The organism is Endozoicomonas sp. (assembly GCF_051008435.1).
Taxonomy (GTDB): domain Bacteria; phylum Pseudomonadota; class Gammaproteobacteria; order Pseudomonadales; family Endozoicomonadaceae; genus Endozoicomonas_A.
Window position 1 is genome coordinate 1 of record NZ_JBPCXO010000323.1, and the last position, 14,978, is coordinate 14,978.

The 14,978-nt window shown below is 47.9% G+C and carries 12 protein-coding genes; 9 read left to right on the plus strand and 3 right to left on the minus strand.

Annotation, left to right across the window (positions count from 1 at the left end; all coding sequences use genetic code 11):
* Window positions 1-187: 187 nt before the first annotated feature.
* From tatA to ACR2PX_RS16230, 6 genes are all read left to right on the plus strand, one after another.
* Window positions 188-406, plus strand: a complete 219-nt coding sequence (gene tatA, locus ACR2PX_RS16205; RefSeq protein ID WP_434000394.1) for a twin-arginine translocase TatA/TatE family subunit — start codon at window positions 188-190, stop codon at window positions 404-406.
* 120 nt (window positions 407-526) lie between these two features.
* Window positions 527-889, plus strand: coding sequence for a Sec-independent protein translocase protein TatB (tatB, locus tag ACR2PX_RS16210; protein WP_434000395.1), 363 nt, complete (start codon window positions 527-529; stop codon window positions 887-889).
* A complete protein-coding gene (gene tatC, locus ACR2PX_RS16215; protein ID WP_434000396.1) occupies window positions 886-1,623 on the plus strand; it encodes a twin-arginine translocase subunit TatC in 738 nt (245 codons plus the stop codon). Before tatB ends, tatC begins: the two co-directional genes overlap by 4 nt.
* A gap of 108 nt (window positions 1,624-1,731) precedes the next feature.
* A complete protein-coding gene (locus ACR2PX_RS16220) occupies window positions 1,732-4,332 on the plus strand; it encodes a serine/threonine protein kinase (RefSeq protein WP_434000397.1) in 2,601 nt (866 codons plus the stop codon).
* Window positions 4,333-4,406: 74 nt separating this feature from the next.
* The gene (locus tag ACR2PX_RS16225; protein ID WP_434000398.1) at window positions 4,407-5,117 is read left to right on the plus strand and encodes a 16S rRNA (uracil(1498)-N(3))-methyltransferase; all 711 of its coding nucleotides are present in this window, start codon (window positions 4,407-4,409) and stop codon (window positions 5,115-5,117) included.
* A gap of 76 nt (window positions 5,118-5,193) precedes the next feature.
* The gene (locus ACR2PX_RS16230) at window positions 5,194-5,988 is read left to right on the plus strand and encodes a DUF2059 domain-containing protein (protein ID WP_434000399.1); all 795 of its coding nucleotides are present in this window, start codon (window positions 5,194-5,196) and stop codon (window positions 5,986-5,988) included.
* A 14-nt stretch (window positions 5,989-6,002) separates the two neighbouring features.
* Here ACR2PX_RS16230 and ACR2PX_RS16235 read toward each other — a convergent pair whose 3' ends face one another.
* Window positions 6,003-8,222, minus strand: a complete 2,220-nt coding sequence (locus ACR2PX_RS16235) for a primosomal protein N' (RefSeq protein ID WP_434000400.1) — start codon at window positions 8,220-8,222, stop codon at window positions 6,003-6,005.
* A gap of 304 nt (window positions 8,223-8,526) precedes the next feature.
* On the opposite strand from ACR2PX_RS16235, the gene rpmE reads away from it, so the two are divergent.
* The 3 genes from rpmE to ACR2PX_RS16250 all read left to right on the plus strand — a co-directional run bounded on the left by rpmE (window position 8,527) and on the right by ACR2PX_RS16250 (window position 11,096).
* Window positions 8,527-8,742, plus strand: coding sequence for a 50S ribosomal protein L31 (rpmE, locus tag ACR2PX_RS16240; protein ID WP_434000401.1), 216 nt, complete (start codon window positions 8,527-8,529; stop codon window positions 8,740-8,742).
* A 111-nt stretch (window positions 8,743-8,853) separates the two neighbouring features.
* Entirely contained in the window at window positions 8,854-9,669 is an 816-nt protein-coding gene (locus ACR2PX_RS16245) for a thermonuclease family protein (protein ID WP_434000402.1), read from the plus strand.
* Window positions 9,670-9,845: 176 nt separating this feature from the next.
* Window positions 9,846-11,096 carry a malic enzyme-like NAD(P)-binding protein gene (locus ACR2PX_RS16250; RefSeq protein ID WP_434000403.1) on the plus strand — a complete coding sequence of 417 codons (1,251 nt, stop codon included), beginning with the start codon at window positions 9,846-9,848 and terminating at the stop codon, window positions 11,094-11,096.
* A 130-nt stretch (window positions 11,097-11,226) separates the two neighbouring features.
* Here ACR2PX_RS16250 and ACR2PX_RS16255 read toward each other — a convergent pair whose 3' ends face one another.
* Both ACR2PX_RS16255 and ACR2PX_RS16260 read right to left on the minus strand, forming a co-directional pair.
* On the minus strand, window positions 11,227-12,027 hold the full coding sequence (locus tag ACR2PX_RS16255) for a hypothetical protein (RefSeq protein ID WP_434000404.1): 801 nt from the start codon (window positions 12,025-12,027) through the stop codon (window positions 11,227-11,229).
* A gap of 136 nt (window positions 12,028-12,163) precedes the next feature.
* Complete coding sequence (locus ACR2PX_RS16260) at window positions 12,164-14,641, minus strand: penicillin-binding protein 1A (RefSeq protein ID WP_434000405.1); 2,478 nt, start codon at window positions 14,639-14,641, stop codon at window positions 12,164-12,166.
* Window positions 14,642-14,978 lie beyond the last annotated feature (337 nt).

The window sequence follows — 14,978 nt, forward strand, 5'->3', positions numbered from 1 at the left end:
CCTAGGAGCCTGACCGAGAATAGCGGTCGAGATTAAAATTCAGTAGAACGAGGCCATTTTTTCGATGGATTTGTGCGAATAGTTGACCTATTTAAGCAAATTCATCGGAAAAATGGGCCGCTCTTTCTGGATTTTAGGCCGACCTGTCTATTCTCGGTCAGGCTCCTAGCTTAAAGGAGGGTGGATTATGGGATTTGGTGGAATCAGTATCTGGCAGTTGCTCATCGTCCTGCTGATTGTGGTGATGTTGTTTGGTACCAAGAAACTGAAAGGTCTGGGTGGCGACCTGGGTAGTGCCGTTAAGGGATTCAAGAAGGCTATCTCTTCTGAAGAAGAACAGAAGCCACTGCAGTCTGATAGCAGCAAGCAGGAAAAAGAGCCTGAAGATACTCAGCGAAAGTCCTGAGGCAGGTGGTCTGCTGGTAACCTGAAGTGGAATGAAATGGTTTCCTTCTCCTGTATTGCAGGTCACAGAGTAAACTGCATTTCACGATCAAAATGTTTTTGAGATATCTCTGGAGATAAAGTGTTCGATATTGGTTTCACAGAGCTGCTTCTTATTGCTGTTATTGCTCTGGTCGTACTGGGGCCTGAGAGGCTGCCTGGTGCTATTCGAACCACGGCCTACTGGATCAGCAAGATAAAACGCAGTTTTCAGTCTGCCAAGGAAGAGCTTGAGAAAGAGCTGGATGTTGATGGTATCAAAAGGCAGATTCATAACGAGCAGGTTATGAAAGAGCTGGAAAAGACGCGCTCTCAGGTGACCGAGTCGATCAAGGATCCTCTGGAGGCATTAAACAAGCCCCTTGATCTTGGTGAAAACAGTCTCGGTAACAGTGAAAACAAAGAGCAAAACGAAACTGAAGAAAAAAAAGATAAGAGCGCATGAATGAAGGTGGAGCCGACAAGGAACAGCCTCTGGTTCAACATCTGATTGAACTCAGGAGTCGTTTGCTTCGAAGTTTCATTGCTGTATTAGCTGTGTTTCTGGGGCTCTTCTATTTTTCCAACGATATCTATCTGTTTGTTTCTGAGCCACTGAGGGCTCACTTGCCTGAAGGGAGCACCATGATTGCCACTGAAGTGGCGTCACCTTTTCTTGCTCCGTTCAAACTGACTCTGTTCGTCGCTTTTTTTCTGTCGATTCCCTATGTTTTGCATCAGGTCTGGGGGTTTATTGCTCCAGGTTTGTATAAGAAAGAGAAACGGGTCGCGATCCCCATGCTGGTGGTCAGTGTTGTGCTCTTTTATCTGGGCATGGCCTTTGCCTACTATGTGGTCTTCCCGATTATCTTCTCTTTCTTCACTACTGTCGGACCAGAATCGGTTACCGTAATGACCGATATCAATCGATATCTCGAATTTATACTGAAGTTGTTCTTTGCTTTCGGCATGGCCTTTGAAATTCCAGTAGCCACTGTCTTGCTGGTTTGGAGCGGTATTTCAACAGTAGGCAGTCTTTCCAAAAAGCGGCCCTATATTGTCGTTGGCTGTTTCGTTATAGGTATGCTGCTGACACCACCGGATGTGGTTTCCCAGTCTTTACTGGCTATTCCCATGTGGCTGCTGTTTGAAGCCGGTATTTTCTTCTCCAGGCTTATTAAGCCTTCGACGCCAGATTAAAGTCGCGATCTCTTTGATGGCCAGGTTTTGGATAGAGCCTGTCACTGAAAAGGCATCCCTCTGTTTTGTCTAAGTTGAATAGAGGAATGTCATAATTTAAGGACACGCATGGCTAATGTTCAGAAACCACCACAGGACGACAGTATCCTGTACCATCTCAGACTGGCTGTCTCCAGTCTTGGTAAGGCTACTACTCTGGCTCTTGGTAAGGCTAAGGCTTTTTGTAGGAGTGTCGCTGTTGTCCTGATTCCTACCCGTTTGAAAAAAAGACTCAACCTCTTCAAGCCTTCTGCACCACCACTGGATCAACGCTCTATAGTGCCTATGGGACAGTTCAAACTATCAGCCATATTAAAAGAATATTCATTTCCTGAAATGGAGGCGTTTAAGCAGGCTTTCAAACTCAGGATTAAGGATATCATGGATGATATTGCTGCTGTTGAAGGTGAAGAGGCAGCAGGGCTCTACAGCACTATCAAGAGCTACCTTTTACATAGGATTGATGATTGCGGTTCTCTGGATGAAATTTTAGAGCGGGTGACAGCAGAAGTTCCAACGCCTTATCGACAAAGGTTGTACGTCAGCATGATACAGATAGGCCGGACTTGTGGTGCTGAGTTAGGGTTATCAGAAAAGAGTAGGCGTTGGTTGAAGTCCATGGTTCCAAACGAAGCTATGGAAGCCATTAAGGAGAGTCTATTCCTATTATTGAAAACCGAACTGGGCCAGCCTATTGAAGGCCTGGCTAAAGGGTTTCGTCAATATGAGCCTGATGAACGCAGTTTATTGGGAGCGGTTCAACTGGCAACGGATATCCCCACTTTGGTTTCATTTCTCGATAGCCATTTTCATGGTTGCGAACAGTATTGCTATATCCTGAAACTCAGAAGCATGATGGAACAGTCAGGGTATACGCAGGATGCCCCAGATATGAAGGTATCATTGCTTGCTTCTGCGAATAAGCTGAGTGAGTTCAAAGAAAAGTTTTTCGGATTAATAGAGGTTCTTCACAAAAATGAAGACGGTGAAGGAGATGATCGATCTCGTCTGGTGCAGTATCAAATCAGTGTGCTTGCCCTGAATTTAATGAATGCCAGTGATATCAATGAAGCCTTTTCTCTGATCAAGCAGGATTCGCCATCAAAATATACCCATGGTTTGCTGACAGCCTTCAGTGAGATTTGCGAAGAGACTGGAGATTGTTTACAGCTGGATCCCTCCATCGGGCAATATCTGCAGGATCGTGAAAAACGGGAAGACAGTTCATCGATGGATTTAAGCTGGAGTCATGTATCCCGGGATCCTGAACAGGTCATTGACCTTAAAAAAGGGTTGGTGGTCGATATTGAAAATGTTATCAGGGGAATACTGGAAGAATTCTATGCAGAAGCCACACGGGGTGAACCTGTTGACGGGGAAGAAACTGAACCCCCAGCAATGACTGGGGCTCGACTTAATCGACCCTTTTCGTCTGTCTCTTCTTCCGGGTACGATACCGCTTCTCAACTCAGTGACGATTTGGAAGATTACATTGTTGTTCCCCATTCCGAGATCAATCCCGAGGAGCTGCCGGATATTAAGAAACTGGAAGCTCTGAAAACAAGTATTGGGTCCTGTGATTCTTATGAAGATATGGTCAGAGAATTGCTCGAGCATGCCCCTTTGAAATACGCGAGGCATTTGTTGGGCGGATTGAGTGAAACCTATGAAAACCTGAAAGAATCAACTGAGGAGCGCTCAGGTCAGGAAGAAGGTTTCTATGTCCCTGACTTTGTCCCTTATGATTTGCCGAGAGAGCGAACAGAGGAGAAAAGCAGGCAGAATGTCTTTGATCACATGCAAGTAAGCCCCTCGGGGCCTGTGGTTGGGCAGGGCAGCTATGGTGAGGTTGTTCCGGTTACGTCTCGTTCAGGGTTAGCGAGACCTGTTAAAGCCCTAAAAACCACTTTGAATGCGGACAGAAGTAGAGAGCTCGAAATTCTATCTCTTCTTACGCATCCTCATATTGTGTCTGTAGAGGATTATTACCGGAGTGTGTTAGCTGAACAGACTTCCTCTGGAGATATTGGTTTCAGAGAAGGCATTCAAAGGGAGTTTGTCGGGCAGAATTTGCATGAGCTGGTCAGGGGTAAAGACGTGAATGGGGTAATGACTCCCAGTGGTCCTCTACCTACTTCATTGAGTATGAAAATAGCGGAAGGACTGTTGGATGCACTGGCATATATGCATGCCCAGTATCCGCCTGTTATACATGGTGACCTGAAGCCGGACAATGTACTTGTGACAGCCGATGGTGAGGCTAAATTATCTGATTTCGGTTCGTCAGCACTTCAGGATGAGGCTGAGATTGGCTGGGATGATTTTTCAGGGAATCATGGAACCGCTCCACCCGAGTTTTTTGATCAATCCTCTGGCCGAACAACCAAGGCGGATATGTGGGCGTTTGGCTGTGTTCTTTATGAAATGTCGACGGGTGAGGCATTGATTAAAAATGCTCCTACTCTGATACAGCCGGATGACCCTGTAGGTTATATAAAGGCTGAGTTGGAGTCAGCCATGGCGCATCCAGCTCTGATGAGATCACCAAAGCTAAAGAATCTGTTGGCCAGCTTGCTGGAAATTGATCCTGAGAAAAGGTTCTCTTCAGTCGATGCTCAGGGGCATCCTTTTTGGGAGTCCGATGGTATTCCTATACCCGATATCCGATAAAATTAGGCTTTCACTGCAGAGGCTTTATCTGGAGAATGCCGTGTTTTCTTTTCTGACGGTTGACGCGTCCTGATATGAACTTGCTATTACTAACTCCTTCCGACTTTATTTCTGAAAGCCGCGTCATGTTGACGGGGAGACCGCTTCAACATGTCCTTGAAGTTCATCGCTCTCAACAGGGTGATAGCATCAGAGTGGGGATGTTAAATGGAGAGATGGGAGAGGGTGTCATTGTTTCTCTGTCGGATCAGGCCATGGAGCTGGATGTGTGTCTGGATCAAGAGCCTCCCAGACCTTTGCCTCTGACTGTTTTACTGGCACTTCCCCGGCCGAAGATGTTGAAAAGAAGTTTGCAACACTTGTCGTCTCTTGGTGTAAAGAAAATAATCCTGATGAACAGTTACCGGGTGGAGAAAAGCTTCTGGCAGTCACCCTGGCTTTCAAAAGAAAAAATCCATGAGCAGTTGGTTCCTGGGCTTGAGCAGGCAAGAGATACTCTGTTGCCTGAAGTGATTCTTGAGAAACGTTTTAAGCCCTTTGTTGAGGATCGTTTGCCAGCCATCATGGAAGGCAAACGTGGTCTTGTTGCTCATCCTGTCGGAGGTGTTTCATGCCCTCATCAGGTGAATGACGAGGTGGTTCTGGCGATTGGACCTGAAGGTGGGTTCATTCCTTATGAGGTAGAAAAGCTCGAAGAAGCTGGATTGGAACGAATTCATCTGGGTTCGAGGATTCTTCGGGTTGAAACAGCAGTAACCGCTATTATCAGCAAATTGTACGACTGAATAGGCTACTCATTTTACACTGTCATACAGTTTAGGTATGTTGTAAACAGAGCCTTCCTGCTCGCAGGGTAAGTGTATGGACACACAAATCAACTTTTCATGCTCGGGTCTTGGCCGTTTTACAAAGACATTGGCATTCGTTTTGTCGTTGTTTTCGAGCAGTATGCTCTCAGCAGCTGATAAAGGGATTCTTCTGGGCGAGCTCTATGATAATGCCCAGTTGGAGCAGCAGCTTGGCTGGGTGCTTTCCAGTATGACTATTGATCAAAAGAAGTACACGCTTCCTCCTGAAGTCATCAATACGGTCAATCAGGTTGTCAAAGTGCGCTACAGCGCAGATCTTTTTAAGTCGTCAATGGAAGCTACATTGGATGAAGCTTTAAGTGTTGGTGAATTATTAAAGTTGCTGGACTGGTATAACTCAGCGTTGGGCCAGAAAATTCTGCGTCTGGAAATGGAAGCCAATGACCCTCGTAATACACTGTATATGCAGGCTTACATTGAAGATAAGTTATCCAGAGAATTACCCAGAACCAGTCGCATACGTCTGATTGAAGAATTGATGGAGACACTGGATGCTGTTGAGCTGGGCACTGAGCTGGCGGCCAGTGCCTCGGTGGGTGCCAAACGAATTCTTCATGAGGTTATGCCAATAAAAGACGGTCGTCCTTTAAGGCCGCCCGAGATTCTCAAGGCCAGAGAGAAGCCGGTGATTCGCAAAGGAATGAATGACCATATGAGGTATGTTTACCTCTATACCTACCGAAGCCTTCCTGATAATGAGATTCGTGCTTACCTGGATTTTGCCAGAAGTACAGCGATGCAAAACTTTCAACGAGGTCAGATTCAGGCCATAGCCCGAATTCTCTGATTCGGGCCAGGCTACTAGGTCATTTCTTGCGGATCTACGTCCAGTGTCCAACGCAGGCCTTTCGGTAATTTCAGTGAGTCCAGCTGTTTGACAGCAAGGTCCAGCATGCGATGCAGAGAAACTCTCTGGTGGCTTTGCAAAAATAGCTGGTAACGATAGCGGCCCTGCCTTTTTTCCATGGGAGCCGGGATGGGTCCCAATACCCTGACAGAATGGTCCTGTTGATGGCTCAGTAATAGATTTCTGAGGTTTTTTAAAAGGTTCTCACCGGTTGCTGCAATGGAGGACTCTGTTCTGAAAAGTGCCAGATAACCTTCTGGCGGCAGTTGGAGTTGCTTCCGTTCACTTAACAAGCTGTCTGCAAAGCGGCTGTATTGTTGGCTGGCCAGCATTTGCAAGGCTGGATGCTGGGGGTTATGAGTTTGAATGATGACATGACCCGGTTTTTTCTCCCTTCCTGCTCGTCCGGCGACTTGAAGAATGAGTTGCCCCGTTTTTTCCAACCCTCTGAAATCAGAGCTGAAGAGCCCTGAATCTGCGTTGACGATAGCCACCAGTGTTACGTCTGGAAAGTGATGACCTTTGGCCAGCATTTGTGTGCCCAGAAGAATACAGGGCTCTCCGGAGTGAACAGTATTCAGGATTTCTGAAAGCGCATTTTTTCGTCGGGTTGAATCTCGATCCACCCTCATTAGGGGGGTATTCGGGAACATTTGTTCCAGTACTAGCTCGCAGCGTTCGGTACCCTGGCCCACTGGTTGAAGGCGTTTACTCTGGCACTTGGGGCAGGACCAGGGGATCGGCGTTTGAAAATCGCAGTGATGGCAGTGCATATGGGGCGGCATGCGATGCAATGTCAGGTGGACATCGCAGTGCGGACAGTCAATCACTTCTCCACAATCATGGCAGATCAGTGAAGGCGCATAGCCCCTGCGGTTCAAAAAGACCATGACCTGCTCACCCTTATCCAGGGTAGATTTCATTTTCGTTATCAGGCTCTGGGCAAAGCCTTCATGGAGTGTCTGTTGACGAATATCCAGTAGTTCGAGTGTGGGTGGACGGGCGTGTCCTGCCCGGCTCTTGATTTCCAAGTGGCTGTAACGGCCTTTACGGGCATTGACGAGGGTTTCCAGAGAAGGGGTGGCTGACCCCAGAACGACTGGGCAATCAGCTATTTTGGCCCGGTATATGGCCAGATCCCGGGCGTTATATCTGAGTGTGTCCTGCTGTTTGTAAGAGTTGTCGTGTTCTTCATCGACAATGATCAATCCCAGCTTGGGTAAGGGAGTGAAAATTCCTGAGCGGGTAGCAATGAGCACTCCGGCAGTGGCTCGACTGGCTGCGAGCCAGCCCTGCAGGCGTTCACCATCACTCAGTCCGGAGTGAAGACAAGCTACGGGAACAGAAAAGCGGCTGCGAAAACGCTTGACGGTTTGCGGGGTAAGGCCAATCTCAGGGACCAGAACCAGAGCTTGTTTACCGGCTTTCAGTGTCGCTTCTATAGCCTGAAGATAGACTTCTGTTTTACCACTGCCGGTCACGCCATCAAGCAAAATGGGGTGAAAGGATGGAGATTCCAGAATGCCGTCCAGGGCAAATGCCTGCTCAGAGTTGAGTGTCAGGGGTGTTTGTCTGACTGGGTTGGCATACTCGGTAAACAGTCGATCAACCAACTCAATTTCACGAACCAATACCCGCTGTTTCTTTTGTAGTTGGGAAAGAATGGCTTTGCTAAAACCGACTTCTCGGAGTTCGGGCTCTGACAACCCTTCAGGGTATTCGCTAAGCCATTGCAGGGCTTTGAGTTGCTTGGGCGCTCTTTTCAGAGATACTGCGATGGATTCATCCAGTGGAGAAATAAGGCTCCAGAGAGCTATTTTCTCTCTGGTCGCAGGTTTTCCCTGACGAAGAACCTTGGGCAGGGCCTGAAGCAGGGTTTCGCCGAGGCTGTAATGGTAGTAGCTGGAGGCCCAGCGGCAAAGCTGCATGATATCTTCAGGAATCAAAGCGACTCGATCTGGAACGGCAGTGACTTGCCTGAGCTTTTCTTTGGGGTAGTCTGATTCTGACTTGATAGCTTCGACAATGCCAATCAGCTTTCTGGGGCCAAAAGGCACTTGTACCCTCATACCCGGTTGAAGGTTTGCTTCATTATCCGGGGGAAGGTAGTCGAACATCTGCCTCAGAGGAGTAGGTATGGCGATGCTGAGATAATGATCGTCACATGAGGTCATGAGGCTGCTTTTCGTTCGCTAATGGCATGGCGGGCCTTCCGGCAGAAGTCCTGACCAGTTTAACCTGAGTTGCGGTCGGGTTGAAATGAGTGGCTCGTGAAATACTGGTATTTGCTTGACGGGTATACTCTGGTATGATTCCGCCTCAATTTTCTAGGGTCACTGAATGGCAGCCTCTGGGCAGTATTTTTTGAAATATTGCTTTGAAAATGCCTGCTGGTGATCATTTCGCGTGCGGTGCCTTGGCCGAGTTGCTATTAGCCAGAGACCGGGTGGCGGCATGCATTGTTTTGAGGTAGATCCCATGAAGCCGGAAATCCATCCGAACTACGAAGCTATCGAAGTTACCTGCTCCTGCGGTAACAAGATTGAGACTCGCTCTACTCTGTGCAAGGACCTGCACATTGAAGTTTGCTCCAAGTGCCACCCATTCTACACCGGCACTCAGAAAGTGATGGACACAGGCGGTCGTATCGAGCGCTTCACCAAGCGTTTCGGCAAGGTTGGTACTCGCAAGTAAGCATTTCCATGCTTGCCCTGCAAACCGCTGGCTGGACAGTCATGAACCAGAAGTAACATGAGTTAAAAATGTCGCTATGCTTGTTCGAAGAGTGATTCGAAAGGTAGCAGAATGGTTTCTTATAACTTTACTGGCTGTGCTAAAAAGGCGTTTCACGTTGTCGTGAGCGCCTTTTTTTATGCTTGGGCATTTTCTTTTATTCTTCCTGCTTCAGCGGTTGAGCCTTGTACGCTAAAAGGTTCTTCAGAAACCGTAATGTGGGATTACATCGCTGATGGCGACACTCTGTGGCTTAAGGATGGCCGTAAAATTCGTTTCCCTTCTATCAACACTCCCGAAGTAGCTCACGAAAAAAAGCCTGCAGAGCCTTTTGGAGATGAAGCCTCTCTGGTCCTCAAGCAGTTACTGTCTGGTTCGAAGAAAATCAGGATTCAAGTAGTGGGTAAAGATCGCCATGGTCGGGTGTTAGCTCATCCATTTTTAATGGGAGGTGGATCTATTGAGTCGTTGTTGATTGAGAAAGGTTTGGGTTATCAGCTTTTTTCCGAACAGTCTGATCCTTACAGGAGTTGTCTGAAGCAACAGGAAGTTGAGGCCAGAAAGGCGAAAAGGGGAGTGTGGTCAAAAAAAACTGTTCTGGATATCCGGGCAGACAGACTGAAGCCGGGCTTTCGGATGCTCAGGGGGGAAGTGGTAAAGGTGGTCAGCCCCAGGAAGAGCGACTTTCTATGGGTGGAAATGGAAGGGCCGGTAGTGATTCGTGTACCCAAGTCGTCTGTTGAAACGAAATGGCTTAAAACTCTGGTGGGAAAACGTATTGAGTTCAGAGGCTGGCTAGTGGATCGCAAGAATAAAAATAAGGGAAGCAGGCAGTATAAGCGCTGGATGATAGGTATTTACAGCCGGGATGGTATTCAAAGGCTCTGATACTGATAAAACGGGTTCGGTTGGTGATCTGTATTGTTCGTTACCGATCATGAAATCAGGTGTCTGGTCTGTAGATATACTTTTCTGGCCTTCTGAATCCTTGTTCGATAAACATTGATCCTATATTCTCCCCCCTTTCCCATCTCATATTTTCATTAGGGTGAAAGTACAAGGATATGAAGCAAGCCGCTCTGGATTACCATGCCAAGCCTAAACCCGGAAAGATCTCGATTGAACTGACCAAGCCGGCTGAAACTGCAAAAGATCTGTCTCTGGCTTATAGCCCGGGTGTCGCGGAGCCAGTGCGTGAAATCGCTGCTGACCCTGAAAATGCCTACAAGTACACCATGAAGGGAAATCTGGTCGCAGTCATCAGTAACGGTACTGCGATTCTTGGTCTGGGTAACCTTGGTGCGCTTGCCAGTAAACCTGTTATGGAAGGTAAGGCGCTGCTGTTCAAGCGTTTTGCCGGCGTTGATTCCATTGATCTGGAAGTAGATTGCGAAAGTCCCCAGGATTTTATCGACACAGTTAAGCGTGTTGCCTGCAGTTTTGGTGGTATCAACCTGGAAGATATCAAGGCGCCAGAATGCTTTGAAATTGAGCGTCGCCTGATCGAAGAATGTGATATTCCTGTCTTTCATGATGACCAGCATGGTACTGCCATAGTTACTGCCGCAGGTATGCTGAATGCTCTTGAGATTGCAGGTAAGAAAATAGAAGAAGCCCGTCTGGTTTGTCTGGGAGCGGGTTCTGCAGCCATTTCCTGCGTCAAATTGCTGGTCAGCTGTGGTATGAATCCGGCCAACATCTTTATGCTGGATAGCAAAGGGGTGATTCATACCGGTCGTGACGATCTCAATCAGTACAAGGCATTGTTCGCGGTTGAAACCGATAGCCGTACTCTGGACGACGCTATCAAAGGCGCTGATGCTTTCCTGGGCTTGTCGGGTCCAAACCTGCTGTCTCCGGAGCAGTTGGAACAAATGGCTGACAGCCCCATTGTATTTGCCTGCGCTAACCCTGATCCTGAGATTCGTCCAGAGCTGGCTAAAGAAGCGCGTTCAGATGTCATTATGGCAACAGGTCGATCTGACTATCCGAACCAGGTGAATAATGTACTGGGGTTCCCGTTCATTTTTCGTGGTGCTCTGGATGTACGTGCCAGCCGTATCAATGAGGAAATGAAAGTGGCGGCGGTTCACGCGATCCGTGAACTGGCCAGGGAAGAAGTGGTTCAGGAAGTGGTGGATGCCTATGACGGTGCTCAGCTGAGTTTTGGCCCTGAATACATTATTCCTAAGCCGACAGATCCTCGTTTGCTGGGGATTGTTTCTGCTGCGGTTGCTAAAGCTGCTGTGGACTCCGGTGTGGCTCGTTTACCTTATCCTGCACATTATCCTCTGAAGTCCCTGGGCGATATCTAACGTCTTTTCAGAGAGTCAGGGTCTGGTTATTATCAGACCCTGATAACGCCTGATATTCTCTTCTGAACTTTCTCTTCATACTGTTTCATTTCACGAAATAAATCATAAGAACTTTCCTGTGCACTCTGTCTTACCTGGCAAAGACAGGAGAGAGTGAATGAGTTCGCAATAATGGGTGCTGCCATGAGAAGTAAGTCATTATCGTTCTCATGTCTTGCGGTTCTTTTAATGCGATTTCCAGTGGCTGTGCTGATGGTGGAGGCGGGTCATATTCCAAAGAACTGAGTTGTTTCGTCTTATTTTTCTTGGTTTCGTGCAACTGGTTGATTGTCACGGCTACAGGTTGTTGATTGACGACAGACTGTAGGTGTCCCTCAAACAAGCTGAGTGTAAAGCCATTGGAAATGGCTTGATGTTGTATGGTGATTGGAATCAAAAAGCCTGTCACAGGTGTTAGCGTCGCGTGAATCAGGTTCATGCCAGATTCGCTGATCTGGTGATTAAACTGAGCTGGAAGGGGGAGGAGTTCAGGCAGAAGAAGATTGATGCCCGGGTAGCTGCTGAGTTGACAGACGTCGTGAAGATGGAGGAATTCAATCAATACAATGCTGCCTGACAGCGAGGAAGGAGGGGCTTGCTGGCTGATAACGCCCAAATGTGCATTCCCGAAGGGGGTGTACTCAAGGGTTAGCATGTGTATCTGAATTAATATTTCCAAGTAGCTGGAAGATGTATTGATATTGGTTGTCTGGGAGTGATTTTGATGAACGTACAGAAAGGAACTGTCTGATGAGACCAGCATTCTGGCTTCCAGAGACTGGCTGCTGACTCTTGAAAGGGTCTTGATTTCCCAGACGGTAGGCAATGCTTTCTGACAAACCAGAATCAGAAGTAAAAGAAACTGTGAACGAACAGAAGTCACAGGTGCCATATTCCTATTGTTGTTTTTGGTCTACTTCAAGTTAGCAGGTTCTAATAGGTTGATAGGCTTCTGTGATAAAAAAACCTCTACTGCAGTATGCAATAGAGGTTTTTCATTTCCTGAATGAGAAGTGTGGCTTAAAGGCTTAGAACAAATCTTCTGGTTTGAATGATCCGCTGTCTTCCAGAGAAGGGATGCTGCCCTCGCTGACACTTTTAGGCGTGTTCTCTTTTCTGAATAATTCGAAAATGGCTTCAGGATCACCCTGTTTGGCCAGCTGACCTGTTTTTGGATCAATTCGAACGGTTTCAATACCTGCGGGCTGAGGCAGGCGCTTTTCAGACTGGTCGGCCAGGGCGGTTTTCATGTAGCTGAGCCAGATAGGCAGAGCAGCGTTCGCTCCATACTCCCAGCGGCCCAGAGTGGAGTAGTTGTCCATACCCACCCAGACGCTGGTCAGGACATCAGGGTTGAAGCCAACAAACCAGGCATCCTTACTGTCATTGGTGGTTCCGGTTTTTCCGCCAATGTCATGCCGCTCAAGGGCTCTTGCTCGCTTGCCAGTACCTTTCCAGATAACGTCGCGCATGATGTCATTGATAATGTAATTGGTTCTGCTATCCATAACCGTTTCTGCTTCGTTGACGGGGTCGGCAGGAATCAATGGTTCATCGTCTGTCAGTGGTGCTGGTGAGGTTTCGGTCAGTTCAGATAAAACTTCCTCGGCGGGTGCTGGCTCTCTATTGCAATCCCGGCAGACAGTGACAGGGTTGGCTTGAAACACGGTGTCATCCAGTACGTCGACTCTTTGAATCAAGAATGGCATGACTTTATAGCCACCGTTGGCGATCGTGGCGTAGCCTGTAGTCAGCTCCAGAGGCGTCATGGATACGTTGCCCAGTGCCAGTGAGAGGTTTCGGGTCAGAGCGTCCCTGGGGAGACCCAGTTCGGTCAGGAAGTTCACGGTCCGGTTCACACCAATTTCTCTGAGGATGCGAATCGAGATCAGGTTTCTTGATCGATAGAGACCTTCTCTGAGTCGCATTGGGCCATTGAACTTCATGTTGTCATTGTTTGGGCGCCAGGTGCCCTCAAGTCCTTCATCCGCGAAAACAACCGGAGCGTCATTGATGATGGTTGATGCCGTCAATCCCTCATTCAGGGCGGCCAGATAAACAAAAGGTTTAAAGGCAGAGCCAGCCTGGCGAATCGCCTGAGTAGAGCGGTTATACATGCTGTCGTAGAAATTGAAGCCACCTACCAGAGCGAGAATGGCGCCATTTTCAGGGTCCATTGAAATCAGAGAGGATTGGGCTTCAGGTTCCTGGCTTAGACGGAAACGGCCATCAGGCATTTCTCTCACCCAGATCAGGTCACCGGGTTTCAGAACGTCAGAAGCTTGTTTAGGGTTGTAGCCAAAGGCATTAACATTGATAAAAGGTTTTGCCCATTTGAGGTTATCCCAGTCTATACGGTCGACCTTGTCTGCTTTCATCAGGATCATCACAGACTGATCCTCGACAGCGGTAACCACTGCTGGTTTCAGAACGCTGGCAGAGCGGGTTTCTTTCAGAGTCTTTTTCCAGAAAGCTGTTGTATCTTCTTCCTGCTGAACAACAGGGTTGCCTGCTTCATCTACATTCAGATTGCTTATAGGGCCCCGGTAGCCATGTCTTTCTGTGTAAGCAAACAAGCCGTTCGCTACGGCTTCATTCGCTGATGTTTGCAGAACACTGTCAACAGTGGTGTAGACCTTGAAGCCTTCGGTATAAGTTTCCGGCCCAAACCTTTCTACCATTTCCTGACGAACCATTTCAGCAATGTAGGGTGCCTGCATTTCGATTCTTGGGCCGTGATAGCTGGCGGTGATGGGGGCTTCGATGGCATTTTCATAATCGACCTGGGTGGTGTAGCCCAGATCAAGCATTCTGCCGAGGATCCAGTTACGGCGAACCAGAGCTCGCTCAGGTCCATTGATCGGATTGTAGCGGGAAGGAGCCTTGGGTAAGCCAGCAATCATGGCCCATTGAGCCAGGGTGAGCTCATCAATGGATTTGCCGTAATAAACCTGTGCAGCAGCTTCTACACCGTAAGCCCGGTTACCCAGATAAATTTTATTGAGATAGAGTTCAAAGATTTCGTCTTTGGTCAGTTCCTGTTCAATCTGTAAAGCCAGTAGAATCTCATTGAACTTTCTGGAAAAGACTCTTTCATGGCTAAGAAAGAAGTTTTTAGCCACCTGCATGGTGATGGTGCTACCGCCTGACTGAATTCGGCCGGTTGAAACCAGCTGCACTGCAGCTCGCATCAGACCCATTATGTCGACACCCGGATGGTGATAGAAACGGTCATCCTCGGCAGCCATAAAAGCTTTAACCAGAGGATCAGGGGCGTCTGAGAAGTGGATCGGGGTTCGGCGTTTTTCTCCGAACTCTGCGATCAGTTTTTCGTCTTTTGAGAAGACACGCAATGGGGTCTGCAAGTGAGTGTCACGCAGAGTGTCGACTGAAGGCAGCGAGGGGCTCAGATAGAGATACGCACTGGCTGCTATCAGGGTGATGCCGCTGACGGCTGCCAGGCAGCTCCAGAGCAGAAATTTTAAAATTTTTACCGATCGATTCATTCTTGGCTGATGTCCAGTTCTGGCACTCTGCAGTTACAGGAGTCTCATTATAAAGGGAAATGTTCAATTTCCCTAGAATCCGGATCGCTAGTTAATGTAATGTTCGGCTTTACGTTGCTATATCGTGAAGGGCGTTCCTTCTCCCAACCGGGCAGGAATGCATTTTTTACCCATGGTTGTTCCGAATAGACGATGTTTTTTTGTCAAAAGTGACAGATAGTTGTCGAAACTGTCATGAGCAAAGTGAGTAAGTCGATATGTTCTGTTTTTGACATATCGAATAAAAAGTAGCCATGGGAAGGCGCTTAGCGTGATCTGTTCAAGATAAAGTTAATCC

What these genes read in the sequence shown, in the direction of transcription:
- tatA (WP_434000394.1), top strand. Translation starts at nt 188, where the DNA reads ATGGGATTTGGTGGAATCAGTATCTGGCAGTTGCTCATCGTCCTGCTG.
- tatC (WP_434000396.1), top strand. Translation starts at nt 886, where the DNA reads ATGAATGAAGGTGGAGCCGACAAGGAACAGCCTCTGGTTCAACATCTG.
- ACR2PX_RS16220 (WP_434000397.1), top strand. Translation starts at nt 1,732, where the DNA reads ATGGCTAATGTTCAGAAACCACCACAGGACGACAGTATCCTGTACCAT.
- ACR2PX_RS16225 (WP_434000398.1), top strand. Translation starts at nt 4,407, where the DNA reads ATGAACTTGCTATTACTAACTCCTTCCGACTTTATTTCTGAAAGCCGC.
- ACR2PX_RS16230 (WP_434000399.1), top strand. Translation starts at nt 5,194, where the DNA reads ATGGACACACAAATCAACTTTTCATGCTCGGGTCTTGGCCGTTTTACA.
- ACR2PX_RS16235 (WP_434000400.1), bottom strand. Translation starts at nt 8,222, where the DNA reads ATGACCTCATGTGACGATCATTATCTCAGCATCGCCATACCTACTCCT.
- rpmE (WP_434000401.1), top strand. Translation starts at nt 8,527, where the DNA reads ATGAAGCCGGAAATCCATCCGAACTACGAAGCTATCGAAGTTACCTGC.
- ACR2PX_RS16245 (WP_434000402.1), top strand. Translation starts at nt 8,854, where the DNA reads ATGGTTTCTTATAACTTTACTGGCTGTGCTAAAAAGGCGTTTCACGTT.
- ACR2PX_RS16250 (WP_434000403.1), top strand. Translation starts at nt 9,846, where the DNA reads ATGAAGCAAGCCGCTCTGGATTACCATGCCAAGCCTAAACCCGGAAAG.
- ACR2PX_RS16255 (WP_434000404.1), bottom strand. Translation starts at nt 12,027, where the DNA reads ATGGCACCTGTGACTTCTGTTCGTTCACAGTTTCTTTTACTTCTGATT.
- ACR2PX_RS16260 (WP_434000405.1), bottom strand. Translation starts at nt 14,641, where the DNA reads ATGAATCGATCGGTAAAAATTTTAAAATTTCTGCTCTGGAGCTGCCTG.